A 26,616-nucleotide genomic window follows, 5' to 3' on the forward strand; every position below is an offset into this window, starting at 1 on the left:
CAACGCGTGGCATTTTCACTATGCGTTGATTTTAGTGATTAAGGTGGTTTGCGGCAGCTTAGGTATTGCGTTGCTCACCCCTTAGCAGGGCGTTAGCATTATTTAGCAGGAAATTTCCAAATGGAAAAAATCTTCGAATTAGATTTATCAGACAAAAGAAAACCAAAGTTTGAGCTATACCGAGAGATTAGCCCTTCAGACTACGATATCTATGAAAAAGATATAGAAAACTGGTTTGCAGAAAATTTGAACGTACTTTTCACAGATGCTGACTCCGTGTTTATCTTGTCCCAAGAATCCAAAGGGGAGAAGCAAGCAGATATACTTGGTATTGACTCCCAAGGTAATTTGATAATTATCGAATTAAAAAGAGGACTTGCCGATCGAACTACCGTTGGACAGGTATTAGATTATGCCTCCACGTTATCCACTTGGGAGTATGAGAACTTTAACGCTCGGTACAAGTCTTATACAAACAACGGAACTGAATTAATTGACGAATATCGTAAATTCGTTGACTCCCAAGATTTTTCGAAGGATGAGTTGTGTAAGAAGCAAAGATTATTCATTGTTGCTCCACATTTTGAAGAAGAAATATCTCGAATAGTGCATTGGTTAAGCAGTTACGATCTACCAATTGATGTTGCGCCTTTTACATTGTATCTAAAAGGGGACGAACTACTCCTAAAAGTTAATCAGATCAATGTCGAACCATTATCTTTTGGGTGTAAATGGGGAGGCGATTGGTTTTTTAATACCAATGAAACCTATAGCCGGGGCGCATATAAAAATATGCTAGAGCACTCTTGCATTGCAATTTATGGCTACTCTAACCCAGAAGAAATGCTTTCGGCACCTAATGATGGAGATCGTGTTTTCTTTTATAGAAATGGTGTCGGGATTATTGCAATCGGTGAGTTTGAATCAACTATTGAGCCCAGCAATAGTATTTTTGGTAAGAAAGATGAAGGCGAGTATATAAGGAAAGTCAAAAATATAGTCGAAGTTCCGAATGGCATTAGTGCTTCAGAAGTTAGAGGTTTAGGATATAACTTACCAGTAAGAAGTACTTTGTGTAAAATTTACAATGATAAAGTGGCAGATTTAATTGTGCGTAGAGCGAAAGCATAATGCTAACAAAGCATTTAAGAGTGATTCGCAACGCGTGGCATTTTTACTATGCGTTGTGTTTAGTGTTTAAGGTGGCATGCGGAAGCATCGGTATTGCGTTGCTCACACCTTAATGCGGCGTTAGGGGCTTGAAGGAAAAGGTAAGCATGGAAATTGCTTTTCAGCAGATAAACATTGATGATTTCGAATTGTGCGTTGCTGCGAGAAAAGATGCATACTTTTGTAGTTTTGGGCATTACGATGGTTTCGACGACTTCATCAGTGGTTATCGTGAACGAGTATTAGACCGGTTAGCAACATCAGGATGGTTCTATATCCATATATTTGTGGATGGTCAGTTTGCAGGGCAGCTAGAGTTTCGTAGCTTTTCACCCGAGCCGGAGACTGGCTATGTGTATCTCATTTACTTAAAGCCAAATTTTCGTGGTTCAGGGCTCGCTGCAAAATTGAAGGATTATATTGTAAGCACGTTGAGTACAGCGGGTTGTTTGCGTGCAGTACTTTCAGTAAGCCGAACTAACCATCGAGCTCTCACATTCTATAAGCGCCATGGTTGGGAGTTCGTGCGCAAGAATCCCAAGCACGATGAAACAGACTTTTACCAACTTTGGCTACGCACCTAACAAACTGTTCAAGAGGGACTCGCAACGCGTGGCATTTTCACAATGCGTTGGTTTTAGTGTTTAAGGTGGTCTGCGGCGGCTTTGGTATTGCGTTGCTCACCCCTTAACAGAGTGTTAGCCGTCATGGAGCTTGCTATACTCAAAGTGATAGAATAGTATCACTTTAGTATTCCTTTGGAGCAGCTCTCATGAAAGTAGAACTAGTTACATCACTTAAACGTCAAGCAACTAAGATCCTCGCCGATCTCCACGACACCAAAGAACCAGTGTTAATTACTGAACATGGTAAGCCATCGGCATATCTGGTTGATGTTGATGATTACGAGTTTATGCAAAATCGCTTGGCGATTCTGGAGGGGATTGCACGAGGTGAACGTGCATTAGCTGACGGTAAAGTGGTGAGTCACGATAAAGCCAAGGACAAAATGTCAAAATGGCTGAAATAATCTGGACTGAGCCAGCGTTATCTGACCTCAACGATATCGCTGAATATATCGCACTTGAAAATATCGTAGCTGCAAAGCAGTTAGTGCAAACGATCTTCTCCAAAGTCGAACGCCTGCAAACTTTCCCAGAGTCAGGTCGTATTCCATCCGAGCTAGAACATTTAAGTTATCGTGAAGTTGTCGTTAATCCATGTCGTGTTTTCTATAAACAAGACGGTGACAAAGTGTTTATTCTGTTTGTTATGCGTGCAGAGAGAGATTTGCGTAAGTTCCTGTTGAGTAAGCAGTAACCTTTAGGAATGAGCGGCTAACAAACTGTTTAAGAGCGATTCGCAACGCGTGGCATTTTTACTATGCGTTGGTTTTAATGATTAAGGTGGTATGCGGGAGCTTTGGTATTGCGTTGCTCACACCTTAACAGGGCGTTAGAGCGCAGGAGAAAAAAGTATGAACATGACCGATATAGTTGAATACATTTCATATCTTATTGCCGGCATTATTATCGCTCCCTTCGGCTTTATGTTGTTTAAAGAATTCATCGGTAAAGATCGCAAGACGGCCACAAATGAAGTCAAATCTACGGTAGGAGACGACTCGAGAAAGTTCCTGGGCGGTAGATATAGTGATGCAGTTGTAGGTCAGTTTGTCGAGTTTAAACTGATAATAGCGATAGGTTTGCCAGTAGTTCTATTTCTAGAGATCTCTTCCTTGGTAAATTCTCTTTTGAAAGTTCTGTTCAACCTTTGAGTTACGCTCTAACAAACTGTTCAAGAGGGATTCGCAACGCGTGGCATTTTCACTATGCGTTGGTTTTAGTGTTTAAGGTGGTATGTGGCGGCTTTTGTATTGCGTTGCTCACCTCTTAACAGGGCGCTATGTTTAAGTTTAGTTTTATCAAAATAAAAGGTTTTTATGGGAGTTAGTTCGAATTCAATAATTCACTTTACCGATAGCTTAGATGCTATTAAAGGGATTATAAAAAATAGTTTTAAACTAAAGTATTGTCGAGAGTATATATACATTGGTGATGATTCCTATGTGGATATATTAGTGCCAATGGTCAGTTTTTGTGATATTCCGCTGTCTGAGATAAAAGAGCATATAGATAAGTATGGTTCGTATGGAGTAGGGCTAACAAAGGAATGGGCAAGAAAGAATCATCTTAATCCCGTTTTGTATATAGATAAGAACTCTTTTTTAAATAAAACTCTGGGTTCTGCGGTAGAGTCATATATTATAAGTAAGCATCAAGGAAAGAATCCACTACACGCTTTACCCATCGAAGATCGTCCAGTTATTGATATATTGAGATATGTTAAAAATTACCAAGAGGATTTAAAAAGAAAAGAAGAAACAATTCCAGATTATCGGTTTTATGACGAGCGCGAATGGAGATATGTTCCAGATGTAAATGAAGATATAGGATTTTGCTTCGATAGGGATAAATTGGAGGGGTTTGAAGACGTATATGCTGATAGTCAAGAAAAACTAAGCGATCTAAAGTTATCATTCAGTCCTGAAGATATTAGCTATATCATAATAAATGATGACAGTGAAATTCATGAGATATTACGGTTTTTGAAAGAGACTATGGGAGGAGAGTTTTCTTATAAATCAATCGAAAGGTTGTCAACAAGGATTTTGACTGTAGCTCAAATAAAAGGTGATTTTTAAACATAACAAACTGTTCAAGAGGGATTCGCAACGCGTGGCATTTTCACTATGCGTTGGTTTAAGTGATTAAGGTGGTATGCGGCGGCATCGGTATTGCGTTGCTCACCCCTTAACAGGGCGTTATAAAGCAGAGGAACATCAGTGAAACTTGGTAGAAATGAGCCATGTTGGTGTGGCTCAAAGAAAAAATACAAACGTTGTCATTTAGGGCGTGATAAACAAGCTCCTGTTGATAAAGGTACGATAATGAAAGAGATGAATAGCTTCAACTCAAAAAAATTTTGTAGCGTACCAGAATCGATGAAATCTGAATGTTCAAAGAAAATCATCAAAGCGCATTCAGTATCAAAAAGCTCCTCCCTAAAATCTATAGCAGCAGATGGACATGTTTATACTACCTTCAAAACAAATCATGACTTCTCTATGTCTAAAAGAGTCCGTCCAAAGAAAGTAGGTATTAACCAAGCCTCAGTGTTTACTGGTTTCTGCTCAACTCACGACAAAGACATATTCGCTCCGATTGAAGACAATGCGTTTGATAAAAGTCCATACCATTGTTTTCTTGTGACATATCGATCTTTATGCCGAGAACTTTTTGTAAAAGAGAGCGCTGCAAATACATTTAGCTTTGCCCAAGAGTTAGATAAAGGTAAATCTCTTAGTGAACAAGTCATGATACAACAAATGGCTAAATACTATGGTTCAAATAATGATCTTACAATGGGAGACCTGCGGTACCTGAAGCAGAAGCTTGATCACATGTTTACGGCTGCTGCCTTTGATGACTTACATCACTTAGTCGTGGAACTTGAATTACCTCCGCGGGTTATGACCAGTGCGGTACTGGGGTATACGGTTGGCTTCGATGGTGAACTGCTTCAAACGATATCTAATGATCCCAAGGATGTACCAGATTATGTGTTCATTAACTCTTTTGCTTCTGAAAACAAAGGGTACATTGTCTTGTCGTGGTTGAAAGAGCATTCAAGAAGCAATTTAAAATTTGTTAACCAACTCCTTCAGACAGGTTCTGTTTCAAACTCACTTTCTATTTTCACCTTCGCAATGGTTGAAAATATTTACATATCACCAGAGTGGTGGGAAAGTCTAAACGAAGCAGAGCAAGAAAAAATTTGTGCTATTTATGCTCAAGGCGCTACCGAGCATACAGACAATAATGTGTTAGTTGGAATTCCGGTCTTGGATGAAAACCCTCTAATAAACACGGTCACAGTTGGGGAGTTTGCTTTGTAACAAAGCATTTAAGAGTGATTCGCAACGCTTGGCAGTTTCGCTTCGTTCAAGTATAGCCAAGCGCTGCTCACACCTTAATGCGGCGTTATATTGCCATTGGAGATTTGCGTGGAAATTGATGATTTAATTTATTCTATTCGTGAAATCATTTCCGATGTTGCTATTGAGACTGAGCAAGATTCAGTTCTGTATTCTATTGTTTCGGTTGATAATAGTGCAGACTACAACTCTGTCATATATAGCTTGTACATGCTAGAAGATACTCAGTTGGCAAAACATGCCTTTCTTATCCGCTGTGAATCTTTGTCAATTGGTGAGCTCTACCTTTATTTCTACGGGGTTTTTAATGCTATTTATATGCAGCAACAAGCTTTGTTAGTAATTCTTCGAAAAATGGGTATAGAGTTTAATCCTAAGGCACTTCGGGATTGTACGATCTTTGACCTTCGCAATAGCTTTGCTGCTCATGGTGCAAATCGCGGAGGGCGGGATGTCAAAGAGCATAGTTTCATTCTCGATCGTCACGCATTGCAGACAGGCAAAGTTAGCGGTTACTCGGCGAATCACGAAAGTGGCTTTATGTCTCATGATTATCACATTAGTGATTTGATAAGTGATTGAGATATAACCTTATTAGCTCATATTGAGTTGATCCATGATAGGGTCAGAGAAAATAGTAAGCTGACAATATAACAAATTGTTCAAGAGTGATTCGGCACGCGTGGCATTTTTACTATGCGTTGGTTTTGGTGATTAAGGTGGTATACGGCGGCTTTGGTATTGCGTTGCTCACCCCTTAACAGGCTACATGGATTCCCCCGGTTGCCAAACATCCGCTAAACTTCAAGTGATGGGTTTTGGACTGCCGCTCTACATTCGGCCTACTTGTCAATGAGTTTGTGTTCATCGTGGCCCTGATGACTTGCGCGACTGCGGTGCCTTATTCGTTAGACGACATCTAGTGTGTCCGCCGCGTTAACAGGCTCTCCGCAAGTGGTCTTAACCTATCTCCATCATTAGCGTCTGCAATGACCCGGTGGGTTTAACTCTTAATAACGCTGCTTAGGCTTTAAGAGGCTAAGCAGCGTAGTTCTCATATTCGGTTTGATTGTGGAGTAAAGACCAGATGATGTGAGCATTTTTCGCGGCAAGTGCCACAATCGCTCGGTTTAGTCCTCGTCTTTCCTTTATTTGGCGACACCACTGACTCAACCTATCTTGTTTATCACCAATCGTGGTAATGACAGCTCGAGCACCGTGAACGAGTAAGGTACGAATATACTTGTCGCCATGCTTCGTTATCCTCCCTAACCTATTCTTTCCTCCTGTAGAGAACTGTTTAGGGACAAGACCTAGCCAAGCTGCGAGGTCTCGACTCTTATCAAATTGACTGCCATCACCAATCGCCGCAATGATGGCGGTTGCGGTCTGTGGCCCCACGCCTCGAACCTTCAGAAGTCTTTTCGTATTGTCATGTTGTTTTGCCATAGACTGAAACGTAGTTTCTGTGCCTTCAATTTGTTGGTTAAGGTTTTTTAGGTGCGAATATGCTTCGTTGATAATTTGTCGCGCTTGATGTGGAAGTTGATTTTCAGCATCTTCTAGAATATGTGGAACTTGCTTCATCAGAGAAGCTCTTCCTGTAGGCATGACAACCCCAAATTCAGACAATATGGCGCGTATCCGGTTCATCAATGCAGTTCTTTCTCGAACCCAGTGCTCTCGCATGCGGTGAATTGCCAGGACGGCTTGTTGTTCAGGCGATTTTATGGGGACAAATCGAGTAGATGGTCTCTGGACAGCTTCGCAAATAGCAGCGGCATCATTCAGGTCGTTTTTTCCTTTTATTCGGTAGGGGGCAAACATATTTGGCTGCCATAATACGACAGTCATGACCGAGTTGATTGAATGTTCTTGCCCAATAATGAGCGCCACCGCAAGCTTCTAACCCTATACGCATAGAAGGCAGTTTTGCTATGGTATTAAGCAACTTAGAGCGTGTGACATTCTTGTGAAGAATGACTTTGCCATGCTGGTTAATAGCATGAACGCTGAAGTGATTTTTAGCGAGATCGATACCGCAATAAGATAGATTAGACATGGAGCCTCCAGTAATAGTGTTGATCACTTGAGTGTAGCAGATCTTCGGGAGGGGGAATCCATGTCATTCGTTATGCAGATTATCAAATAAAGAGTAATTAAATGGAAAACGGTGCAAATACTATTGGTACGTTATTAGGTTGGAATGATCTAGGCTTGTTTGCGTTAATATTTGCCACATTGTAGGTCATAATAGGTTTTTGGTTGCAATCACGAATTCGATATTCGATTAAAAATGAGTACGATCAAAAAATCGAACAGCTAAAAGTTGACTTCAACTTTAGCATCAAAAAGAGAGAAGAGGCTGCTTTAGTAACTGATTTGTTAGCAGAGTGGATTGGTCGTCCAGAAGATTGTAAAATGCTCAACAAATTACTTTGGGAGGCATCTCTTTGGCTACCTGACGAAGAAGCTTTAGAGATAAACAAGCTTCTCGCTCATGAAGGGGATATTACTACTAAGAAAATGATAATTAAAGTTCGTAAAATTATTCAAGGTGGAGAAACGAAAGTTACAGCTGATGATTTGACTAGTTTTGCGAACAAATCTGCATAACAAACTGTTTAAGAGTGATGCGCAACGCGTTGCATTTTTACTATGCGTTAGGTTTAGTGGTTAAGGTGGTATGCGATGGTGTCGGTATAGCATTGCCCCACACTTCAACAAGGCCCTATATCTCAGGAGAAAATATGAAGATAGAGGTGCATGAAATATCACCCCATGAAAAGGAATTGATTCAAAACTTGCTGCAATTTTACGAGTACGAATTCTCAATATATGAAGAAGATGATGTTGATGAGAAAGGCTATTTCGAGATTGCAGATATTGATGAATACTTCGATATTAAAGAATACACGCCATTACTAGTTCGAGTCTCAGGGCTACCAGCTGGTTTTGTCATTGTTAATTCAGACCCAAATGCTGAACAAGGGAGATACCTCATTGAAGAGTTCTTCATAATGAAGAGGTTCCAGCAAAAGGGCGTGGGGAGTGATGTGGCAAGTCAGGTTTTTGATATGTTCGCCAAGATTGGGTTGTTAGGGTGATAAGTGAAAACGTAAAAGGTCAATCATTCTGGAAGAAGGTAAATAGGCCATTACACTGATGGGGACTTTTCTGTTGAGGTTTTCAACGATGAATCGTGGGAAGGCCCGATATATACATTTAGTAAGCCAAAGTAAGGAATACGTCACTCGTGGCTTAATATAATAGAGCGTCCTAGCGATGGACGGACAAGCGTTAACGGGATTTTTATATGCTAAACATTCGGCAAGCTCATACCGGAGATATAAGCACCTTAAAGAAGTTACAGTTTCAACTTCATGAATACCATCAAGCGAATTTACCAAATGACTTCTTATCACCTGATGAAATAGAACAAAACATCGATTTACATAAAATCATCGAAAGTGAAAGCTCGATTTTTCTTGTTGTTGAAAATGAAGAGCATTTAGTGGGTTTTATTTTTGGTGAGCTATGGGATCGCAAGTCTTGGACTTTAAGGCAGCGTAAGATTGCAAGTATTGAACAGATTTCGGTGGATTTAAGCTTTAGAAATCAAGGCGTCGGGCTGAGGCTAATCGAAGCATTTGAGGAGCTGGCGATTTCTAAAGGTGGGGAAGAGCTTTGGTTAGAAGTTTACTCTTTCAATGAAGCCGCATTGAGTTTGTATCGCAAAGCCGGTATAGAACCCAAAATCCAAATTGGCCAAAAGGCGTTAGTCCGATAATTCAATGAATAAATGATGTCATGAGCCTGTTGAGATAGGTATTTCCCATGCTCGTTGTGAGGTACAACCTCTGAGACTCCTGTCGCGGAATGGTTCTCCACTCTTATCGTGAAAGAGCTGGTACGTCTGTGTTCGATGTATAACAATGCATTGAAGAACTTATGGAAAAGTATCGTTGATAATCTGAGTATTAATGTCTTCGATACAAACAAGGATGACACATGGACATTTTGATTTTTTGTTTAATCGTTGCTGCTTTGCTTCCTTATATTGCAAAAATACCCCTTGCAGTTGCTATGCACAAAGCTGGTGGCTACGACAATAACTATCCTCGTGAACAACAGGCTGAATTGAAAGGATTTGGTGCTAGGGCGTTAGCCGCGCATCAAAATGCTTTTGAATCTTTAATAGTATTTGCCTCTGCGGTTGTTGTTGCTATATCGACCGACACTATCAACGTGAATGTTCAGTTCCTAGCGTTGACACATATTGTCTTCAGAGTTGCCTACCATGTGCTTTATTTATTGAACTTGGGCATTTTGCGTTCGATATCTTGGGCAATTGCGATGGGCTGCGCGTTTGGCATTATGGGGCAATGTCTTTCTGGTTAATCGTTCGAGAAGAATCATATTGAATTAAAGAAAAACGGCCCGTCAGGGGAGTTGGGCCGTTACAAGTGTAAAGCTGATTAACGTTCAGGAGTCGTTAACAGTCTCACTGCGCTGTCTACCGCATTGTCGATACCTTGTCGGCTCTCCAACTTACCAGAACTTGCCGGGCCAAGTGCGCATGCGTAAAGAGCAAGCTGCTTATCAAATGGCAAATCCAATTGCTCATAGAGATTTTGGCGAATCTTTGCGTGGTGTTCTGGTTCTTGGTTAGCAAGGTTGACAAGCGTGTCGTAAATAAGCGTTTTCATATAATTCCTTTTTTATTGCACGGGGTGCATATGTATTGTATTCGATTACAATCAGAAATTAAGAAGCACCAATCACAGAAAAATGGTCTGATATAAATTCGCTAAGCGAAGTAACTTCGATATAGCAGGAATTTAAAATTCAATAATATAAATGAAACTCTGTGTTGGTTGTTTTGCTGATTCTACGCACGTCAATGCTATGAAAAAGAGCACTAATTTTGCGAGGCGAATGGTCTGAATTCAGGCTCTAAAAAGCTTACTTTCTTGTAGCCTAAATGGTTTAGTGATTGTCTTTTGTTATTCACGAATCCGTTAACAAAAGCAGATGAAAAATGCACAAGTTTGATTTTGAGAACTTCGTATAGTGAGAAAAAAAGAGCGGTCAATCGCTCCTTTTTCTATTTGTGGAAGTACTAACCATCCAGGCGCTTAAACACATCGTTAATCAGGCGCTCTCGGTCATTTATTGCTCTGTCGAGAAAGTCTTTTGGTGCGTTCGTTTCTGGAGCGTACTTACTACTCCAAATCATCATTTCTAGAAGAATAGGCAGCATATCCTTGCCTTTTTGTGTCAGAGAGTAGACCTTTTTTCGCTTGTCAGAAGGGTCTACCTGTTTCTGAACTAATCCTTCTTTTTCAAGATTTTCCAAGCGACTCGACAAAATGTTTGTGGCGACTTTTTCTTCTGAGCCTTGTAGCTCGGAGAAAGAGTGTTTACCAAAAAACATCAGATCTCTCAGCACAAGCAGGCTCCATTTATCACCAACGATATCCAGAACATTGGAAATAGGGCAGTCGGAGCGTCTAGACATGATATTCCTCGATTTAATCTTTAAAACTGTGGTTATGATAATTCACTTGCATTTTGCAAGCAAATTATTTAACTTGCAAAATGCAAGCTAAGTTAAAGCCACGAGGAAGTGGGCGACGAGAACCGAAATTGGAGTAACTTATGACTAATTCAAAAATTGAGTTTGAATCCTTTATTAAGGCTCATTGGAGTCAGGAAGACAAAGCGAATGCAGAGGCGGCGTTGACGTTTGTACAGCAGATAATGAACGATCATAACTTTGACGCCATCCGAGAGCGCTTCAAAGGTAAAAACTATAAACAGCACAATCGCAATATTACAGATGGTATCGAAGGCGTTATCAAAACCATGAGTGATTTGGTGAAAAATGCACCAGAGTTTAGTTACGATGTGAAGCACGTTTTTGTTGATGGAACACACGTCATTGTGCATTCTCATGCCACGCTTAAGGCAGCACATCGTGGTGATGATTCAAAAGGGATGAACATCATCGATACATGGAAAGTGGAAGATAGTGAATTAGTAGAACATTGGGATGCAGTTCAAGGAATCAGCATGGACATGCGACTGTATAACCTGTTTGCTGGTGGTAAGGTACGGAATACAAATGGGGTGTTTTAAAACGCTCGTATTTCCGTTTCCGAAGATGGAGTGTAAAGGGTTTAAGTTCGTGCGTTAACTCTCCATTCTGTTCATCACAAAGCATGTATTTAAAGGATTAAAAGAGCACTCGTATGGAGAAACATTGCGTCGTTCTTGGCGGAGGTGGTTGGATGATGGGAGAGATCCCAAGCCAACTCGACCAGTACATCTTGTCTTTAACAGGCAAGAAGAACCCCAAAATCTGTTATCTCTCAACTGCTACTGGCGATGCGGAAGAGGTCATCACCCGCTTCCACAATGCTAAGTTGAGCGAACACCTCACGCACTTTCCTCTGTTCAAGTTAGAGAAAGGCTGGCGAACCAAGTTGTTCGAGCAAGATGTGATTTACGTTGGCGGTGGCAATACCCGTTCTATGTTGGCTCTCTGGAAAGAGTGGGGCATCGATGACATTCTCAAAGAGTGTTACAACCGCGGCATCATACTTTGCGGGATGAGTGCTGGCGCTATTTGTTGGTTCGATTATGGGATTACCGATAGCGATCCAGAGGCTTACACCATCATCAAAGGGCTCGGTCTTTTGAAAGGTTTAGCATCTGCTCATTTTGTTGAGAACGACGAGAAACATGACCTGTTTGAGCGCTTTGCTCATAGCCATCTTGATGTGATCTGCTACGGCATCAGTGATTATGCCGCCCTGCATTTTGTCGATGGTAATCCAAGCAAAGCCATATATAGCGATGAGAATGCTCAAATCACAATCCGAAATGACAATGATGAGATTTCAAAGAGATAAGCCCAGCTTAGATGCGCTTACACGACTGTGCAAAAGCGGGAGTAGATGTCTTCTATTTTGGCTTCGAAGGCAGCCAAAGGCATTACAATGGCAACAAATTTTGTTATCTGACAGCTTAAGAGTGCTGGGCAACTACCAAACTTCAATAAACATCGGAGAGCGTGTCTCGAAAAGCGCTTTGAGTAACAAGCATCAGTTTTGGGCTTTGCACGTTTTGGCAACATCAAAACAGTACATGGGCGACTATGATGAAGCGATAAGCTTGTTCATACAAAGTCAGGCGTCTGCCACTGAGCTGTATTTGAGCTTTAGTTATCAGCATTTGGGCAAGTTGTATGTCGAGCAGGGGCGATTGAAGGAGGCAGAAGCGCTGTTTAATGAAGCACTTAACATCAGGCGAAAATACGATAAGCCGCTTCTGGAGTCATCGACGTTAAAAGCGCTCCAAGGATTGGAAGAGTTAAGGAAGAAGAGTACAAGGAACGTATATGAACCGTTTTTCATTGCCATTGTATTGCTAAGTGGACCTTCCGTGTTACCTATTAGCCTAGAAGCATTCTTCCTCGTTGAGCTCGTTGGCTTTCTAGGAATATGGTCAATCTGTTCCAGCTATGTATATGCTATCTGTGCTCACCCTTATACACGACGCTTTTGGGCATGTTTTACAAGTCCGGAGCAGCATTGGCTTACTCATTTTCCAATGATAGAACTGAAACGTCGTCCGTCTCTCCTCATTCACATGCTGCCATATCGAAGCGTTGTAGTGTGGTCCATCCCTATACTGGTTAGTGTTCAGCTTATGGCAGGTTTTCGCTTTTAGTACAGATTTGTGACCGGTTAGAAAGAGGCGATGTAATTGAACTAAATATCAGTCTGTTTCTAATTGCTAGTCTCTCCAAACTCTTTATATGTCCTTTTGACTAACTTATCGCTAGTGGTTTGATGAGGGCATAGGCGACTCAGGGAGGAGAGTAATGGAAGCACATTGGAAAGTAATAGAAGCCTTAGCGAATGGCACGAACCCGATAACAGGAGAGGCGCTGCCAAGTGAATCTCTCTACAACGAGCCTATCGTTATTCGAGCAATGTTTGTTGTTTTGCAAGATTTAAAGCAATCATCAAAAGTGAACAAAACCAAAAGAACCATTGAGCAAAGACAGCGAGAAAATGAATCGAATGGTTTACCAAAGAACGCAGGATTGCCTTGGACACCGGATCAGCGCGAGCGTTTATCTGAGCAGTTTTCCTCTGGTACAGAAATAACCTCGCTCGCAGAAGAGCATGGTAGAACCCGTAATGCCATAACCGCGGAGCTAAAAAAGCAAGGGCTGATAGAAGCTTAACGTTTCAATAAACAGCTTCGTAAATAAAGAAAGCCCCGCAAATAGTGCGGGGCTTTGTAGCGACAACCATGCGTTAAGAAGGGTCGATACCTTTGATGCTTTCGACTTTCTCTTTTCTATCTCTCGATACTTTTCCTAAAACTAGGCGATAGCTGGCGTCAAACTTGGTTTGTTTCGCTCAACGACGCTAATTGAAATCGCTAGGAACAGAATATCTTTCACAAGGAAAAAGTTCGCAATCAAAACACCGTCGGAAACTTTCCAAGTATTTGGTGTCGTAACTAGGAAGCTCAGTGTCGCGAGGAAGATAACGCTTGCAGCAATACCAGAGTAGTAAGCAACCGTTGGCTTTTTCAATCCAACCAATAGGCCGAGTGCGACGATGATTTCGGTTAAGCCAATGATATTAGATACGGCTTGAACGGAAATGATGCCATATAGCCAAGACATGGCCGGGTGATTAACCACCAAAGGTTCAATTAATTTGGCTTCAGTTGGGGTGAATTTATAAATACCCAACCAGATAAGAACAAGGGCAACGCCAAATACGCCAAGGTAGTAACCAAATTGTGTCGGTTTTTGGGAAACAGATGATGCATGCATAATAACTTCTCCTATAAAAGCATGTTTTCAAATGACCGACAGTTGAATTATAAAATTCTTGAATTTATGGTTATATAAAATAACTAATGTCTATATAGCAAAAAGACGAAGAATAAAAAGGATTGGCTTAGATGGAATTTATTCCTGTAGATTTATCACGTCATTTGGATTTGTGTATCGCGTTTCGAAAAGACGCTTATGAGGTCAGTTTTGGCCATCAGGATGGGTTTGATATTCAAGAAATCACTTCTTGGTTTCAATCGATCGTCAATGACAACGAAGCGGGATTCTTCCATGTCATCAAAGATGGTCAAATCATCGGGCAACTGGAGTGCCGACATCCGGTTTTGGACGATGAAGGGCTGCGATTTGGTTACATCAACCTGTTTTACTTGAAGCCAGAATTCCGCAATCAAGGACTAGGGGAGCAGTTACAAGACTTCTTATTGAAGCGTTTTATTGATGGTGGTTGTGCCTACGCCAGATTACGCTACATTCCGGGCAATGATGCCGGTGAACGTTTTTATCGAAAACATGGCTGGTATCCAGTGGGAGAGCCAAGTGGGCGAGGGCAACTCATGCAGATTGATTTATTAAGAGGCATTGGATGATTATCCGTGAATTTCGTGAGCAAGATGCCCCGATACTGTGGGCTCTTTTCTACAACACTATCCGCAACATTAATCTTAGAGATTACACCGAGCAACAAGTGAAAGCTTGGGCGCCGGACGAATTTGATGCACAACTGTGGCTAAAGAAAATGACCGCTATCCAGCCTTTTGTCGCTGAGCTAGATGGCGTCATCATTGGCTACAGCGATGTTCAGCCAAGTGGGTTAGTCGATCACTTTTTCTGCCATCATGAATACCAAGGCCAAGGTGTAGGACGTGCATTGATGACTCATGTAATCAAACAAGCAGCAGCAAAAGGGCTGGATAAGATCTATTCAGAAGTGAGTATTACCGCTCGTCCTTTCTATGAGCACATGGGTTTTACTGTTGTGAACGAGCAGAAAATCGAAGTGCGTGGTGCAACGTTAACCAACTATGTAATGGAAAGGCACTTAGACAAAAAGGATGTGTGATCAATAAATAATCCTCGCTCAATTAGTGAGCTTGAACACAGATACCGCATGTTTTCTGCGGTGAATAAGAGTTCATTGATCTAACACCAGAATTCCTCCTCAAAAGCGCGCGCATAATTTCTCTTCGGAGTGGCGAAAGGAAGCCAGTTAAAACAGCTCCTTACGTCAGTTATCTCACGGCAAACCATCTCAGGAAGAGAAGTAGTACTATGCGCCCTTATCTCAAATACATCATCCCAACGGTGATCCCTTTGCTCATTTTGCTGATGCCATTGTCAGCGTTTCCATTTGAAGGTATGACCATCATTCAGCAGCGCGTTATCGCGATATTTTTGCTCGCTGCACTTTGTTGGGTATTTGAACCGATCCCAATTTACGCCACCTCTGTGGTGATCATCGTGCTTGAGTTGTTGCTCGTTTCCAACAAGGGCATCATTTTCTTTCGGCTTGATGAGGGAGAGCCTCATTTTGGTGAGTTGCTGCAATACAGTGACATCATGGCGACGTTCGCCAGCCCAATCATCATGCTGTTCTTAGGTGGATTCTTCCTCGCGATGGCGGCAACCAAGTATCGATTGGATGTGAACTTGGCGCGCGTACTGCTTAAGCCGTTCGGACAAAACCCGAAATACGTCATGCTGGGTTTAATGCTGATTACCGCAATCTTCTCGATGTTCATGTCGAACACAGCAACGACGGCTATGATGTTGTCAATCTTGACGCCGGTTATCGCGGTGTTTGGCCCGAAAGATCCAGGACGCATTGCGTTTGCGTTGTGTATCCCTGTCGCCGCAAACATCGGCGGTATTGGTACTCCAATTGGTACGCCACCAAACGCGATTGCATTGAAATACCTAGTGGGTGACAACCTTATTACCTTCGGTGAATGGATGGTGTTTGGCGTACCGTTTGTCATTGTGATGATGGCGCTAGCATGGTTCCTGATCGATTTTCTCTACAAAGCTGAGACGACCAACATTGACCTCAACATCAAGAGTAAATTCTTGAAAACGCCGAAAGCCATCATTGTTTACATCACGTTTGCGGGCACGATTCTGCTTTGGTTGATGGGCTCGGCGCACGGCATGAACTCATACACGGTAGCTTTGATTCCGGTCGCGGTATTTTCACTGACGGGCATCATTAACAAAGAAGATCTTAAGAAGATTTCTTGGGATGTGCTTTGGTTGGTATCAGGCGGTATCGCGCTAGGTCTAGCACTTGATAAAACAGGTTTGGCGAGGCTGGTGGTTCACAGCATTCCATTTGATGAATTCTCGCCTTATGTGGTGCTGTTCGGTGCGGCATTCCTATGTTTGCTGATGGCGAACTTTATGTCTCATACCGCGACAGCGAACTTGCTGATGCCAATTATGGCGGCGCTCGGGACTTCAATGGCATCGTTAACACCTCTCGGTGGTGAAGTGACGCTGATCCTAGTTGTGACCTTTGCGGCATCGCTTGGTATGTCTCTGCCAATCAGTACGCCACCAAACGCGTTGGCTCACGCTACAGGCCATGTGCAAAGCAATCAAATGGCGCGCGTTGGTGTCGTGTTAGGTGTGGTTGGTGTGTTGCTGAGTTTCTTGATGGTGTGGATCCTTCACACCGTAGGGCACATTGGTTAAGCCATGTACGAGAGCAAATTAGATACGCTGGTAGAGCGTTATTTCAATCATATCGAGCGTCGCATAACGGTGTCGGCAGGCTCGGTATTGATTGAGCAAGACGGCTACAACGAGCGGCTCTATTACGTATTGTCTGGCGATCTTGCTGGTTATTTCTCTGAGGATGGCAAAAAGCAGACTCAGGTGTTTGCGGCATCGAAGGGCGCGTTTATTGGTGTGCACAGTTTCTTCTCTGGAACGTGGACCGCCTCTTCAACGGTGATTGCACAAACGGACGTTGAGTTAGCGTGGATTGAGCGTAATACACCTGCGGTGGAAGCAGGTAAATACGGCCCTTTAACCGCGCAGTTTATGCCGGTAATGGTTAACGAGCTTTCTCGCCGTCAACGCCGAGCGATGCAAGAAGCGTTGGGCAAAGAGAAGGCATTGCAAAAACTGCACACCGCAGAGCAAATGACGACACTTGGCCAACTTGCAGCAGGTATTGCGCATGAGCTTAACAATGCCATTGGTGTGGTAAGCAGTAAGTCAGAGCGCTTGGAATCGGTGATCATGGGATTGCTTGAAGAGGTGCATCCTGAGGCGAGTCAGTTTTTTGATTTTGGATTGATGCAAGGGCAAAAAATCTCTTCAAGTGAAGCAAGAACACGAGGACGACACTTCGAGAAATATTACGGTCTGCCGAAAGATTTAGCCCGTGAGTTAGCTCGCGCTGTCCCGACCGATTACCTTAACGAGCATTGGTTAAAGCGCCCAGAAGAAGCGATTCGTTACTGGCAGATGGGACGTGATTTGCACGATCTGCGCATTGCTTCAAAACACACCGTTGGCATCGTGAAATCAGTGAAGCAGTTAGGCCGTACAGACATAGACAAAGAAGAAGGGCTCAGAGTCAACGACTCAATAAACCAAGCGCTTGCGTTGCTACAAAGCGATTTAAGGCGTGTCAGTGTACGTTTTAGTCCGGCTGATTTACCTTTGTTTGTAGGCTCGCAAACCGAACTGGTGCAAATTTGGGTCAACATTTTAAAGAACGCTTGCGATGCGATGAGAGAAACGGACTCGCCAGCGATAGAGATACAAACGCGTGTGAGCAAAAATAAGATCTTAGTAACCATTGCAAACAACGGTCCTGAGATTAACGAAGCGACACGCAGAAAGATTTTCCGACCAAACTTCACGACCAAGAAAGGTGGCTTGTCGTTTGGCTTAGGGCTAGGGCTGTCGATCGTGAAGCGAATTGTGGCGGGCTATAACGGTTCGATTGCAGTGAAAAGCGACAGCGAAAAAACCATATTTAGAATTAAACTACCGGTAGAGGACGAACATGGACAAGCTTAATTTAATTTGCGTTGATGACCAGCGAGAGGTGTTAAGCGCGGTTCTGCAAGACTTACAGTCGTTAAGCCAGTGGCTCAACATTGAAGATTGCGAGTCTGCCGATGAAGTACTTGAATTAATGGATGAGTTAGACGCGGAAGGTGAGATGATTGCGTTAATCATTTCTGACCACGTGATGCCGGGTAAAACCGGTGTTGAGCTGCTAACTGAGATCTCCAAAGACAGTCGATTCATCCGTACGCGCAAAGTGCTGCTTACCGGGCAGGCGACGCACACGGACACCATCAATGCGATTAATTCCGCGGGTATTGACCGTTACTTCGAAAAACCGTGGCAGGCAGAGCAATTGGTGGAGTGTGTGAGAAACTTGGTGACGAAGTACATCTTCGATATGGGCTTAGACTACACCGAATACCACGAGCACTTGGATCAGAATGTTGTGTTTGACCGTCTGAGATAACCGCTAAAAACGATACAAACTGAGCTAGAAAACTCGCTAGCTCAGTTAGATTTTGTCGTTGTTTGAAGCTATTGGTTTAAAAAGAAACTACTGGCTTAAAGTGTATCGACTGGCACTGGCCACTGATAGTGGTTTCGAGAACCAATAACCTTGCAGATAATCCACGCCCATTTCCGCAAAGAAATCACACATCTTCGCGTCTTCAATGCCCTCAATCACCACTTCGATATTCTGTTCGCGACACATGGTGATCAAGAATTTCAAATACTCATGTGACGAACGGTTGGTGAGGGTTTTCCACGCCATCGATTTATCGATCTTAATTTGCGTCATTGGCAAATCAAAGAAGCAGTTTAACGAGCTGTATCCTGCACCAAAATCATCTAAGGAGAGGGCGAAACCAAGCTCTCGCAACGTATTTAATGGCGCAATGGCGGCTTGGTTATTGTCCAGAATAAAGGTCTCGGTCAGCTCAAGCACAATGGCTTGCGGCTCTATGCCGACCTCGTCTGTCATCGCTTTGATTTTGCTCGGGAACTCGCTATTGAGAAGCTGTAAAACAGACACGTTCACATTCACGCGAACTTGATTTTGATAGCGTTCGCGATAGCTCTTAATGAACTGACATGCCTTCTCAAACACCTGGTAGCCAAGCTCGACAATCAAACCTTTGTTTTCCGCTACAGGGATAAACTCATCCGGGTAGATTTCGCCAAACTCTTTGCTGCGCCACCGTACCAGAGATTCAAAACTCACCACTTGCAGATCGGATGCACTGACGATTGGCTGAAATTTTACGCTCAGCGTTCTTTCTTCCAGGGCGTTTTTCAAACCTTGCTCAATAAAGAAATAACGGTCCACTGCATACTGCGTTTTCTGGCTGTATACCGCGATGCGATCTTTGTTCTTTTCGTTCGCGTATTGGCATGTGCGGGCTGCTTTACGGACGATCTCTTCGGCAGAATGTTCTGGGTCAACACAAGGGTATAAGCCGATGCTGATGTTGCTGCCGAGGTACTGTCCTTCTTCCACGACTGCTTCGTGATAGTTTTGCTTAATGGTCTGAGCGTAGGCTTGAAGCGCTTCCAACGGCACATCATCGAGCACGAGGATGGCAAAGTCATCATCGTGAACCCGATAAACGGTGCAGTTAGGGGAAGGGAGGTGGCTTAAGGTTTGCAGCAATTTCTCAACCAAGCCGTCGACAAGCTCACTGCCGTACTGGTTGAGGTAAGATTTGATCTCTTCAATCTGAATGTAAAAAATCGATGCGTGAGTGCTTTGAGATTTCACTAACTCATTAATATTCAGCAGCAGGTGCGCGCGGTTTGCCATACCAGACGCGTTGTCATGGAAGGCGACCTGATGGATGTAGCTTTCCATCAGCTTTCGCTCAGAAATGTCTCTGTGGCTGCCAACCATGTAATGACCTTGTTCTGTTTCTTTGGTCATTGCGACGCCTTCAATCCAAACGTATTGACCATTTGGTTTGCGCAGGCGGTAGGTTGTCGTTACACGTGTATTGTCGGTATTGATGTGGGCGTCAACGCGTTTAGACAGGCGTTCTCTGTCTAATGGATGCACCAAATCTAACCATCTATCGAGGTTAATGCGGCCCGCATTGATGCCAAATTGCTCATAGAAGCGCTGGTTGTAGAAAACCATGGTGCCAAACTCATCCATGTAGAAGAGTCCTTCACTGAACACATCGAAGATATGGATGAAGCGTTGTTCAACGATCTGCAAAAACTCGCGATCGTGCTCAGAAATGGTTTGATCAACCTTGTTGGTCAAGATACTGCCTCCGCAATCCAAATTGCTGTGGAGATAAGTATATAAGTCGGGCTACACGCAAATGACATATTTTTGAAGTTTGTCCTTTTACACTGCAAACGAAGCTAGTCGAATCAGATTGGCAGTCTGTTGTGTTAATGAGCTTAAAGAGTTTCTGTGTAATAGAGTAATTATTAGAATAATGCGACTAATAATCGGTATTTATAAAACTTTGGTCAACAGTAAATACTATTTGTATTAAGTAGTTATTGATTCAACACCCAAATTATCGAAATTCTTACCACTTGTGATGATTATTTGAGCTAAGCCCATAAATTAAAAGTGGTTTATTGAACGGTGAACGTCTCATATATTGACTGAATGCTCATTAATTTTAAATGATAGCGAATTCTTATAACAGTGAATGGTCAGATCTCTTATAATGCGTCTGCTAAATAACAGGTGTTAAAAGTTTCGCGATATGCAGTACAAACCAGAAGACTCAATAAAGATAGCCATTGCAGATGTAAGTATCGGTATGTTCGTGACTGCAATCGAACAAAATAAACGCGTTAACCTCGCCAATGCGGGACGTGTTTCCACTGCGCAGGGCATTCAAAAGCTGCAAGCAAGTGGGGTGAAGTTCGTTTGGGTCGACCAGAAACTTTCTGCTCAAGAGTGCGTGTTCAAACCTGTTGAAGAAGAACACGATGTCACCTTAGCAGCCTCTGAGGTTATGACTACGCCAAAAATTCAACGCGCGTTTCGTTCTCGCGAAGCGCAGCATAAACGTGCCAAAAAACTGATTGCGGAAGCGAAGTGTTTGGCGCAAAAACTGCTCAACCAAACCTTTGAAGGCAAGGTCATTGAAGTCAACGAGATTGAATCGTGGGCGGATGACATGATCGACAGCGTCTTTATCGACTCTGACGCGCTTCAGTGTGTGTCGGCGCTGCGGCAAAAAGACAGCTATTTGCTTGAGCATTCAGTGAACGTCGCTTGTTTGCTGGTTTCTTTCGGTAAGCATTTGGGCCTCGATAAAGACACGCTCAAACAGTTGGCGATTGGTGGCATTATTCATGATGTGGGTAAAATCAAAGTCGATGACGAGATCTTACATAAGCCAGCGCGTTTAACGCCGGAAGAATTTGAGCACATGAAGCTGCACCAAGTGTTCGCAGGTGAAATCATTCTTGGCGTAAAAGGCCTGAGTGATGTCAGCCGAGATGTGTGTTTGATGCACCATGAGAAGCTCGACGGTACCGGTTATCCGTTGGGTTTGTCTGGCGACCAGATCCCAATGCACGGGCGCATGAGCTGTATCGTGGATATCTACGATGCGTTAACGGCAGACCGCGTCTACAAAAAGGGCATGAGTTCGGCTGAAGCATTCAAAATCTTGTTGAGTTTGACGCCATTCCATCTCGACCCAGATTTAGTGTACAAATTCATCAACTGCATCGGTGTTTACCCAGTGGGTTCGATTGTTCAATTAAGCGATGGTCGAGTCGGCATTGTTTGGACATCCAGCGACTCGCAGCCGCTAAAACCAATCGTGAAGTGCTTCTACTCGCGCAAATACAAGCGTTACATCGATGTGGCGATGGTGGATTTGAAAAACAGCTCTCACTCGATAGAGAAAGCCATCGCACCTTCATCGTTAGAAGTAGACCCAAAACCTTTCTATGACTAACGTACAGTGACTGCTTATTTGATGCGATCTGCGAATGATCTTGTCGAATAAGTAATCACTTTACATGGTTGCATATTCCCAGTATGTTGAATGCATAACTAAACAGCTCAAAGTAGGTTAGGGGAGAGATAAACAGAGGTTTGTTACTCTGATTTCTGACCCTGACTTCCTGCCCTGGCTTCTAAATCAGAGCGCTCATTGAGGATCTCGATTAACTTTGAGCTTGTTCAGTTGTGGTTAGAATGATGTGGTGTTTTGCTCTATTGCGTTTCATGGATCGAAGCGAGAGTAAGACAGCTATTCCACGTGATTCGCTTATTCATCAGCACATTGGAAAGGAGCGCCAATGCAACTCGATACTTGGATCTATTACACCCTCGCAATACTTGTCCTGACTGCTTCTCCTGGCCCGAGTTCGCTACTTTGTTTGAGCAAAGGTGTGAGCAACGGGTTTCGCCACGCCTTTATGACCGCACTTGGTAGCCTAGCTGCGATTACTATTATTCTTACCCTGTCTTTCACTGGTCTTGGTGTTGTGATTGCTTCTTCGGAGCTGGTCTTTAACATCATCAAATGGTGTGGCGCGGCGTATCTTATTTGGCTTGGTATCCAAGCGTTGCGATCAAAACAAACCGATTTCTCACAAGCAAAACCAGAACAAGCAGCGTCCGATTATTTAAGTGCATTTACCAGCGGCTTCATTGTCGGTTCGAGCAACCCTAAAGCGATCGTATTCTTCACGGCACTGTTTCCTCAGTTTATTGATCCTTCTGTATCGCTATTCTCTCAGTACATCATTTTTGCTAGCACGTTTGTGGTGTTCGAACTGAGTTGGTTAACCTTTTATGGCTTGTTGGGTGTGAAGACATCGGACTGGTTATTTGCAAAAGGGAGAGCTAAGTTGTTCAACCGTCTGACTGGCGGCGTATTCATCAGCGCAGGTGTTGCTTTGTCGACCGCGCATCGAAGCTAAATGACAGCAGGTTAAGCTAAGTTATTAAATCTTAGGCTAAATTAGAAAAACCTTATTTCCAAAATGGAAATCGGCGTTTTGGTTTTTTTCATTAGTGGCAAAGACTCTTGGCGCGTAGAATTCAACGCGTCCCTTCAAGATTGATTTGAAATGAACAAATAATTTGAGGGGCGTATTCGTTGTATTTTCTCCAGGAACATCTTAGATGACTCAAAGCCTTTCTGATCTTCAGCAGCGTTTCCTTGCTATCGCGACTGATAGCAACTTGTCTCCAAAACAGAAATCAAACTTTCTTGCTTTGGAAGCCGAAGCCACTATTCCATATATGACCGTCTCTGACGAGGTAAGCCAAGCAATGCAGCAAGGCGTCATATGTGACATGTTTGAAGGTCACGCGCCGTTTAAGCCGCGCTATGTTTTGCCAGATTACGCAAAATTTCTTTCTCAAGGTTCTGAATACTTGGAGTTAGCTCCAGCAGAAGATTTCGATGATGCGATCAACATGTTGACCATCATTTACCATCATGTGCCTTCGGTAACCAACATTCCGGTTTACCTTGGTCAACTTGATGACGTGCTAATGCCTTACGTTGGTGAACTCACTGACGAGCAAATCTACAAAAAGCTAAAACACTTCTGGATCATGCTTGATCGCACGTTGCCAGATGCGTTTATGCACGTGAATATTGGCCCGACGGACAACATCATTTGTCGTACGATTTTGAAAGTAGACGCCGAGCTAAAACAGATCGCGCCAAACTTAACCTTCATGTACGACGAAACCGTCACTCCAGACGATTTGCTAAAGCAAGCAACACAAAACATTTGTGAGTGCAGCAAGCCACATATCGCGAACTACCCAATGCACGCGAACGCGTACGAAGGTGGTCGTTTTGGTATCGTGAGCTGCTACAACTCTCTGCCATTGGCTGGTGGTTCAAACACGTTAGTGCGTATGAACCTAAAAGAAGCAGCAAACCGTGCAGATAATCGTGAAGACTTCTTCAACAACGTGCTGCCAGAATATCACGGCTTGATGGTTGAGCTGATGGACGCACGCGCTCTACATTTGCATGAAAAGTCTGAGTTCTTCAAAGGCTTCTTAACGCAAGAAGGCCTGATTGAAGAATCTCGCTTTGCGCCAATGTATGGCATCTACGGTATGGCAGAAGCGGTAAACGTATTGCTAGAGAAAGAGGGCAATGCAAGCCGTTACGGCCAAGATGCAACGGCAAACGAGCTTGGTCACGCTATCTCGGCAAAACTGTCTGAATTGGTAGAAAGCACGCCTGTGAAGTTTGGTCTAGAAGGCAAAGCGCTACTGCACGCACAAGGCGGTATCAGCCTAGATTTGGATGTAACGCCGGGCGTTCGTATTCCTTACGGTAACGAGCCAGATCCCGTGTCTTACGTGCAAGCAACAGCAGGCCACCACCAATACTACCGTTCTGGTATCAGCGACATTCTGACCATCGACGAAACCGTGAAATCAAACCCAGAAGCGATGTTCAACCTGTGTAAAGGTGCATTGAATGCTGGCTATCGCGAGTTCACGGCAAACGTTGCGTCAAACGACTTGGTTCGCGTAACGGGTTACATGGTGAAACTGTCTGATATCGCGAAATACGATGCAGAAGGTTCACGTACCAATACCACATTCCTAGGTGCAGAAGCGGCGAAGAACACCGGTATTTTAGAGCGTTCACCACGTGTGGTGAGCCACGAAATGTCACCGACTTACGCTAAGTAATTGGTGACGGATAAGAATAAGATGGCTAGACGATCGGAACACCTCTTGGCTAAGGTAACTCGTATCCTTCCGTTCTCTTGTGTTGATGGACCGGGAAACCGTCTAGTCATCTTTCTACAGGGTTGTAACTATCAGTGCATCAACTGCCACAACCCGCACACCATCAATCACTGCAATCATTGTGGTGATTGTGTGAGTGAGTGTCCGGCTGGCGCACTGAAGTTCGACGAAAGCAACAACGTTGTTTGGCTTAAAGAGGAGTGCACCCACTGCGACCATTGTATAGAGATATGTCAGCACCAATCTAATCCAAAAATTACTGACTACTCTGTGGAGGCAATGCTCGATTTGATACGCCAACAGCGCTTTTTCATTAGCGGTGTTACTGTATCCGGTGGGGAATCTACCTTACAGCTTCCTTTCATTACTGAGCTGTTTAAAGGGATCAAACACGATCCTGAATTGCAGCATCTTACTTGTTTCATCGATAGCAATGGTTCTTTATCCACCGCAGGTTGGGAAAGAGTGTTGCCGTACATGGATGGCGCGATGATTGACCTTAAATCGTGGCAAAGCGAAACGCACCATTGGTTGGTCGGGCGAGATAACCACCGTGTATTCCAAACCATTCAGTATTTAGCGCAAGCAGGCAAGTTGTACGAAGTGCGTTTGCTTCATATTCCGGGTAAAAGCGATTTAGATACGGAAGTTGCAACGGTGGGGCATTATCTGCAAGCGTTGCCAGCATCGGTCAACATCCGTTTGAATGCCTTTCAGCATCACGGTGTAACGGGTGAAGCTCTGGAATGGGAGAAATGCTCCCAAGATGAAATGGAACGCTTTCACGCTCAATTAAGTCAATTTGTCAGTAGACCAATGACCATGCCATCGGTCTACGTGTAGCGCAGTAAAGATAAAAAGGCTTAGAGTTTATTCACTCTCGGCTTTCGACATCCACCAAGGGTCTCACAAGCCTTAAGCACTTGTTGTTGTAGCCATCTTAAAGCGGGATCGTTCAGGCTCGCTTTATTCCACACCAAACTATACGCCACTTGTCCGTACTCAAACGGCAAAGGTCTCTCTACCAACCCCTTAGCTTGCAGTGCCATTCGCGCCCAAAGTTTTGAGCAAGTGAACAGGTAATCAGAGTGGTGGCACATTACCGCTGCCGACCCAAAATCTGCCACGTGCATGGCGACGCTGCGTTTAGCGTATCGCTGAGTTAGGTTCTGCTCAAAGTAAGGCTGGGATAGGTCTTTATCGTGAATACCAATGTGTCTCGCACACAAGTAGTTCTCGACCGACAGCTCTTCTTTCACTAGCGGGTTATTGCTGCCCATCAAACAGATCATTTCGTCTTCTAGAATTGTCTGCCAAACCAAATCTTTGTTGTGCGTAGGTGGTTGGCTGATGTCGTGCGGCAGAATCATAAAATCGACCTGACCACGGATCAGAGAATCAAAACTCATTTGTTCTTTGGCATACACGTTGAGTTGTGCGCGACTCCCCATTTGCTGAGATAAGTCTTGCAGCATAGGTGCGAAGATCTCAAACGTGCTTTCACGCATTGCCAAAGAAAAGCGACCTTCGTAATACGCGGGATTAAACGAGCCTTGGTAAAGCAAACCGTTCATGCTGGAAAGAATGCCATGAACAGAAGGGCCGATGTTCAAAGCAAATGGAGTCGGGACTAAACGAGTGCCATCGCGGTAGAAAAGGTCGTCTTTAAGAATGTCGCGCAGTTGGCTGAGCGTTTTGCTCACGCTGGAAGGGGTCACGCAGAGCTGTTCCGCCGCTTGAGTCACGCTGTGTGTCGTGAGCAGCATGTGCAATACAGTAAGGTGTTTAAGGCTAATGCGTGAGAGTGTTATGTAATCCATTCGC

The 26,616-nt window shown here is 43.6% G+C and carries 30 protein-coding genes and 1 pseudogene; 25 read left to right on the top strand and 6 right to left on the bottom strand.

The features are described from left to right. The first annotated feature begins 120 nt into the window (after positions 1-120). From H735_RS03610 to H735_RS03645, 8 genes are all read left to right on the top strand, one after another. A complete protein-coding gene (locus H735_RS03610) occupies positions 121-1,131 on the top strand; it encodes a PDDEXK family nuclease (RefSeq protein ID WP_020196832.1) in 1,011 nt (336 codons plus the stop codon). A gap of 146 nt (positions 1,132-1,277) precedes the next feature. After that, positions 1,278-1,754, top strand: coding sequence for a GNAT family N-acetyltransferase (locus H735_RS03615; RefSeq protein WP_020196831.1), 477 nt, complete (start codon positions 1,278-1,280; stop codon positions 1,752-1,754). Between the two features lie 188 nt (positions 1,755-1,942). Beyond that, complete coding sequence (locus tag H735_RS03620; protein ID WP_020196830.1) at positions 1,943-2,200, top strand: type II toxin-antitoxin system Phd/YefM family antitoxin; 258 nt, start codon at positions 1,943-1,945, stop codon at positions 2,198-2,200. Then, positions 2,188-2,490: a type II toxin-antitoxin system RelE/ParE family toxin gene (locus H735_RS03625; RefSeq protein ID WP_020196829.1), complete on the top strand. Its 303-nt coding sequence runs from the start codon at positions 2,188-2,190 to the stop codon at positions 2,488-2,490. The genes H735_RS03620 and H735_RS03625 overlap by 13 nt, the downstream gene beginning before the upstream one ends. A gap of 157 nt (positions 2,491-2,647) precedes the next feature. Beyond that, positions 2,648-2,947, top strand: coding sequence for a hypothetical protein (locus H735_RS03630; RefSeq protein WP_020196828.1), 300 nt, complete (start codon positions 2,648-2,650; stop codon positions 2,945-2,947). A 165-nt stretch (positions 2,948-3,112) separates the two neighbouring features. Then, positions 3,113-3,874 (top strand): abortive infection system antitoxin AbiGi family protein, encoded by a 762-nt coding sequence (locus tag H735_RS29585; protein ID WP_020198108.1) that lies wholly within the window; start codon positions 3,113-3,115, stop codon positions 3,872-3,874. Positions 3,875-4,015: 141 nt separating this feature from the next. Then, on the top strand, positions 4,016-5,128 hold the full coding sequence (locus H735_RS03640; protein WP_020198109.1) for a YecA family protein: 1,113 nt from the start codon (positions 4,016-4,018) through the stop codon (positions 5,126-5,128). A gap of 108 nt (positions 5,129-5,236) precedes the next feature. Continuing rightward, positions 5,237-5,749, top strand: a complete 513-nt coding sequence (locus H735_RS03645) for a hypothetical protein (protein WP_052268482.1) — start codon at positions 5,237-5,239, stop codon at positions 5,747-5,749. A gap of 456 nt (positions 5,750-6,205) precedes the next feature. Here H735_RS03645 and H735_RS03650 read toward each other — a convergent pair. After that, positions 6,206-7,229: pseudogene (locus H735_RS03650) on the bottom strand (IS110 family RNA-guided transposase). Between the two features lie 203 nt (positions 7,230-7,432). Between H735_RS03650 and H735_RS03655 the strand changes: the two are divergent. The 4 genes from H735_RS03655 to H735_RS03670 all read left to right on the top strand — a co-directional run bounded on the left by H735_RS03655 (position 7,433) and on the right by H735_RS03670 (position 9,568). After that, the gene (locus H735_RS03655) at positions 7,433-7,783 is read left to right on the top strand and encodes a hypothetical protein (protein WP_020195963.1); all 351 of its coding nucleotides are present in this window, start codon (positions 7,433-7,435) and stop codon (positions 7,781-7,783) included. Positions 7,784-7,800: 17 nt separating this feature from the next. Continuing rightward, positions 7,801-8,274, top strand: coding sequence for a GNAT family N-acetyltransferase (locus H735_RS03660; RefSeq protein WP_306301436.1), 474 nt, complete (start codon positions 7,801-7,803; stop codon positions 8,272-8,274). A 209-nt stretch (positions 8,275-8,483) separates the two neighbouring features. Continuing rightward, positions 8,484-8,957, top strand: a complete 474-nt coding sequence (locus H735_RS03665) for a GNAT family N-acetyltransferase (protein ID WP_020195961.1) — start codon at positions 8,484-8,486, stop codon at positions 8,955-8,957. Positions 8,958-9,178: 221 nt separating this feature from the next. Then, the gene (locus H735_RS03670; RefSeq protein ID WP_020195960.1) at positions 9,179-9,568 is read left to right on the top strand and encodes an MAPEG family protein; all 390 of its coding nucleotides are present in this window, start codon (positions 9,179-9,181) and stop codon (positions 9,566-9,568) included. A 77-nt stretch (positions 9,569-9,645) separates the two neighbouring features. Here H735_RS03670 and H735_RS03675 read toward each other — a convergent pair whose 3' ends face one another. Beyond that, a complete protein-coding gene (locus tag H735_RS03675; protein ID WP_005442035.1) occupies positions 9,646-9,876 on the bottom strand; it encodes a PAS factor family protein in 231 nt (76 codons plus the stop codon). 413 nt (positions 9,877-10,289) lie between these two features. Next, positions 10,290-10,688 carry a winged helix-turn-helix transcriptional regulator gene (locus tag H735_RS03680; protein WP_080641587.1) on the bottom strand — a complete coding sequence of 133 codons (399 nt, stop codon included), beginning with the start codon at positions 10,686-10,688 and terminating at the stop codon, positions 10,290-10,292. A 140-nt stretch (positions 10,689-10,828) separates the two neighbouring features. On the opposite strand from H735_RS03680, the gene H735_RS03685 reads away from it, so the two are divergent. The 4 genes from H735_RS03685 to H735_RS03705 all read left to right on the top strand — a co-directional run bounded on the left by H735_RS03685 (position 10,829) and on the right by H735_RS03705 (position 13,427). Further along, a complete protein-coding gene (locus H735_RS03685; protein ID WP_020195959.1) occupies positions 10,829-11,308 on the top strand; it encodes a nuclear transport factor 2 family protein in 480 nt (159 codons plus the stop codon). Positions 11,309-11,421: 113 nt separating this feature from the next. Then, positions 11,422-12,084 carry a Type 1 glutamine amidotransferase-like domain-containing protein gene (locus H735_RS03690; RefSeq protein WP_020195958.1) on the top strand — a complete coding sequence of 221 codons (663 nt, stop codon included), beginning with the start codon at positions 11,422-11,424 and terminating at the stop codon, positions 12,082-12,084. 100 nt (positions 12,085-12,184) lie between these two features. Then, on the top strand, positions 12,185-12,904 hold the full coding sequence (locus H735_RS31515) for a tetratricopeptide repeat protein (RefSeq protein ID WP_227741537.1): 720 nt from the start codon (positions 12,185-12,187) through the stop codon (positions 12,902-12,904). Positions 12,905-13,058: 154 nt separating this feature from the next. After that, a complete protein-coding gene (locus H735_RS03705; RefSeq protein ID WP_020195956.1) occupies positions 13,059-13,427 on the top strand; it encodes a hypothetical protein in 369 nt (122 codons plus the stop codon). A gap of 141 nt (positions 13,428-13,568) precedes the next feature. On the opposite strand, the gene H735_RS03710 is transcribed toward H735_RS03705, so the two are convergent. Further along, positions 13,569-14,030, bottom strand: a complete 462-nt coding sequence (locus H735_RS03710) for a DUF417 family protein (RefSeq protein ID WP_009704234.1) — start codon at positions 14,028-14,030, stop codon at positions 13,569-13,571. A 131-nt stretch (positions 14,031-14,161) separates the two neighbouring features. On the opposite strand from H735_RS03710, the gene H735_RS03715 reads away from it, so the two are divergent. The 5 genes from H735_RS03715 to H735_RS03735 all read left to right on the top strand — a co-directional run bounded on the left by H735_RS03715 (position 14,162) and on the right by H735_RS03735 (position 18,543). Further along, the gene (locus H735_RS03715; RefSeq protein ID WP_020195955.1) at positions 14,162-14,641 is read left to right on the top strand and encodes a GNAT family N-acetyltransferase; all 480 of its coding nucleotides are present in this window, start codon (positions 14,162-14,164) and stop codon (positions 14,639-14,641) included. After that, the gene (locus tag H735_RS03720; RefSeq protein WP_020195954.1) at positions 14,638-15,114 is read left to right on the top strand and encodes a GNAT family N-acetyltransferase; all 477 of its coding nucleotides are present in this window, start codon (positions 14,638-14,640) and stop codon (positions 15,112-15,114) included. The genes H735_RS03715 and H735_RS03720 overlap by 4 nt, the downstream gene beginning before the upstream one ends. A 209-nt stretch (positions 15,115-15,323) precedes the next feature. Next, positions 15,324-16,742, top strand: a complete 1,419-nt coding sequence (locus tag H735_RS03725) for an SLC13 family permease (RefSeq protein ID WP_020195953.1) — start codon at positions 15,324-15,326, stop codon at positions 16,740-16,742. Positions 16,743-16,745: 3 nt separating this feature from the next. After that, positions 16,746-18,083 (top strand): ATP-binding protein, encoded by a 1,338-nt coding sequence (locus tag H735_RS03730; RefSeq protein ID WP_020195952.1) that lies wholly within the window; start codon positions 16,746-16,748, stop codon positions 18,081-18,083. After that, complete coding sequence (locus H735_RS03735; protein ID WP_005442071.1) at positions 18,070-18,543, top strand: response regulator; 474 nt, start codon at positions 18,070-18,072, stop codon at positions 18,541-18,543. The genes H735_RS03730 and H735_RS03735 overlap by 14 nt, the downstream gene beginning before the upstream one ends. Positions 18,544-18,630: 87 nt before the next feature. Here the strand turns inward: H735_RS03735 and H735_RS03740 are convergent, their stop codons facing one another. Then, positions 18,631-20,337, bottom strand: coding sequence for a putative bifunctional diguanylate cyclase/phosphodiesterase (locus tag H735_RS03740; RefSeq protein WP_020195951.1), 1,707 nt, complete (start codon positions 20,335-20,337; stop codon positions 18,631-18,633). Positions 20,338-20,797: 460 nt separating this feature from the next. Here H735_RS03740 and H735_RS03745 point away from each other — a divergent pair, with 460 nt between their 5' ends. From H735_RS03745 to H735_RS03760, 4 genes are all read left to right on the top strand, one after another. Next, positions 20,798-22,009 carry an HD-GYP domain-containing protein gene (locus H735_RS03745; RefSeq protein ID WP_005442074.1) on the top strand — a complete coding sequence of 404 codons (1,212 nt, stop codon included), beginning with the start codon at positions 20,798-20,800 and terminating at the stop codon, positions 22,007-22,009. A 346-nt stretch (positions 22,010-22,355) separates the two neighbouring features. Continuing rightward, positions 22,356-22,982: a LysE family translocator gene (locus tag H735_RS03750; RefSeq protein WP_020195950.1), complete on the top strand. Its 627-nt coding sequence runs from the start codon at positions 22,356-22,358 to the stop codon at positions 22,980-22,982. A 205-nt stretch (positions 22,983-23,187) separates the two neighbouring features. After that, positions 23,188-24,732, top strand: a complete 1,545-nt coding sequence (locus tag H735_RS03755; RefSeq protein ID WP_020195949.1) for a YjjI family glycine radical enzyme — start codon at positions 23,188-23,190, stop codon at positions 24,730-24,732. A gap of 21 nt (positions 24,733-24,753) precedes the next feature. Then, complete coding sequence (locus tag H735_RS03760) at positions 24,754-25,635, top strand: YjjW family glycine radical enzyme activase (protein WP_027726674.1); 882 nt, start codon at positions 24,754-24,756, stop codon at positions 25,633-25,635. Between the two features lie 20 nt (positions 25,636-25,655). On the opposite strand, the gene H735_RS03765 is transcribed toward H735_RS03760, so the two are convergent. Then, positions 25,656-26,612 carry a LysR family transcriptional regulator gene (locus H735_RS03765; protein ID WP_042605818.1) on the bottom strand — a complete coding sequence of 319 codons (957 nt, stop codon included), beginning with the start codon at positions 26,610-26,612 and terminating at the stop codon, positions 25,656-25,658. Between the last annotated feature and the right edge of the window lie 4 nt (positions 26,613-26,616).

The organism is Vibrio owensii CAIM 1854 = LMG 25443 (genome assembly GCF_000817815.1).
Classification (GTDB): domain Bacteria; phylum Pseudomonadota; class Gammaproteobacteria; order Enterobacterales; family Vibrionaceae; genus Vibrio; species Vibrio owensii.

What these genes read in the sequence shown, in the direction of transcription:
- H735_RS03720 (WP_020195954.1), top strand. Translation starts at nt 14,638, where the DNA reads ATGATTATCCGTGAATTTCGTGAGCAAGATGCCCCGATACTGTGGGCT.
- H735_RS03610 (WP_020196832.1), top strand. Translation starts at nt 121, where the DNA reads ATGGAAAAAATCTTCGAATTAGATTTATCAGACAAAAGAAAACCAAAG.
- H735_RS03630 (WP_020196828.1), top strand. Translation starts at nt 2,648, where the DNA reads ATGAACATGACCGATATAGTTGAATACATTTCATATCTTATTGCCGGC.
- H735_RS03680 (WP_080641587.1), bottom strand. Translation starts at nt 10,688, where the DNA reads ATGTCTAGACGCTCCGACTGCCCTATTTCCAATGTTCTGGATATCGTT.
- H735_RS03665 (WP_020195961.1), top strand. Translation starts at nt 8,484, where the DNA reads ATGCTAAACATTCGGCAAGCTCATACCGGAGATATAAGCACCTTAAAG.
- H735_RS03685 (WP_020195959.1), top strand. Translation starts at nt 10,829, where the DNA reads ATGACTAATTCAAAAATTGAGTTTGAATCCTTTATTAAGGCTCATTGG.
- H735_RS29585 (WP_020198108.1), top strand. Translation starts at nt 3,113, where the DNA reads ATGGGAGTTAGTTCGAATTCAATAATTCACTTTACCGATAGCTTAGAT.
- H735_RS03755 (WP_020195949.1), top strand. Translation starts at nt 23,188, where the DNA reads ATGACTCAAAGCCTTTCTGATCTTCAGCAGCGTTTCCTTGCTATCGCG.
- H735_RS03725 (WP_020195953.1), top strand. Translation starts at nt 15,324, where the DNA reads ATGCGCCCTTATCTCAAATACATCATCCCAACGGTGATCCCTTTGCTC.
- H735_RS03765 (WP_042605818.1), bottom strand. Translation starts at nt 26,612, where the DNA reads ATGGATTACATAACACTCTCACGCATTAGCCTTAAACACCTTACTGTA.
- H735_RS03750 (WP_020195950.1), top strand. Translation starts at nt 22,356, where the DNA reads ATGCAACTCGATACTTGGATCTATTACACCCTCGCAATACTTGTCCTG.
- H735_RS03690 (WP_020195958.1), top strand. Translation starts at nt 11,422, where the DNA reads ATGGAGAAACATTGCGTCGTTCTTGGCGGAGGTGGTTGGATGATGGGA.
- H735_RS03705 (WP_020195956.1), top strand. Translation starts at nt 13,059, where the DNA reads ATGGAAGCACATTGGAAAGTAATAGAAGCCTTAGCGAATGGCACGAAC.
- H735_RS03735 (WP_005442071.1), top strand. Translation starts at nt 18,070, where the DNA reads ATGGACAAGCTTAATTTAATTTGCGTTGATGACCAGCGAGAGGTGTTA.
- H735_RS03625 (WP_020196829.1), top strand. Translation starts at nt 2,188, where the DNA reads ATGGCTGAAATAATCTGGACTGAGCCAGCGTTATCTGACCTCAACGAT.
- H735_RS03760 (WP_027726674.1), top strand. Translation starts at nt 24,754, where the DNA reads ATGGCTAGACGATCGGAACACCTCTTGGCTAAGGTAACTCGTATCCTT.
- H735_RS03670 (WP_020195960.1), top strand. Translation starts at nt 9,179, where the DNA reads ATGGACATTTTGATTTTTTGTTTAATCGTTGCTGCTTTGCTTCCTTAT.
- H735_RS03615 (WP_020196831.1), top strand. Translation starts at nt 1,278, where the DNA reads ATGGAAATTGCTTTTCAGCAGATAAACATTGATGATTTCGAATTGTGC.
- H735_RS03745 (WP_005442074.1), top strand. Translation starts at nt 20,798, where the DNA reads ATGCAGTACAAACCAGAAGACTCAATAAAGATAGCCATTGCAGATGTA.
- H735_RS03620 (WP_020196830.1), top strand. Translation starts at nt 1,943, where the DNA reads ATGAAAGTAGAACTAGTTACATCACTTAAACGTCAAGCAACTAAGATC.
- H735_RS03715 (WP_020195955.1), top strand. Translation starts at nt 14,162, where the DNA reads ATGGAATTTATTCCTGTAGATTTATCACGTCATTTGGATTTGTGTATC.
- H735_RS03710 (WP_009704234.1), bottom strand. Translation starts at nt 14,030, where the DNA reads ATGCATGCATCATCTGTTTCCCAAAAACCGACACAATTTGGTTACTAC.
- H735_RS03675 (WP_005442035.1), bottom strand. Translation starts at nt 9,876, where the DNA reads ATGAAAACGCTTATTTACGACACGCTTGTCAACCTTGCTAACCAAGAA.
- H735_RS03660 (WP_306301436.1), top strand. Translation starts at nt 7,801, where the DNA reads ATGCGCAACGCGTTGCATTTTTACTATGCGTTAGGTTTAGTGGTTAAG.
- H735_RS03730 (WP_020195952.1), top strand. Translation starts at nt 16,746, where the DNA reads ATGTACGAGAGCAAATTAGATACGCTGGTAGAGCGTTATTTCAATCAT.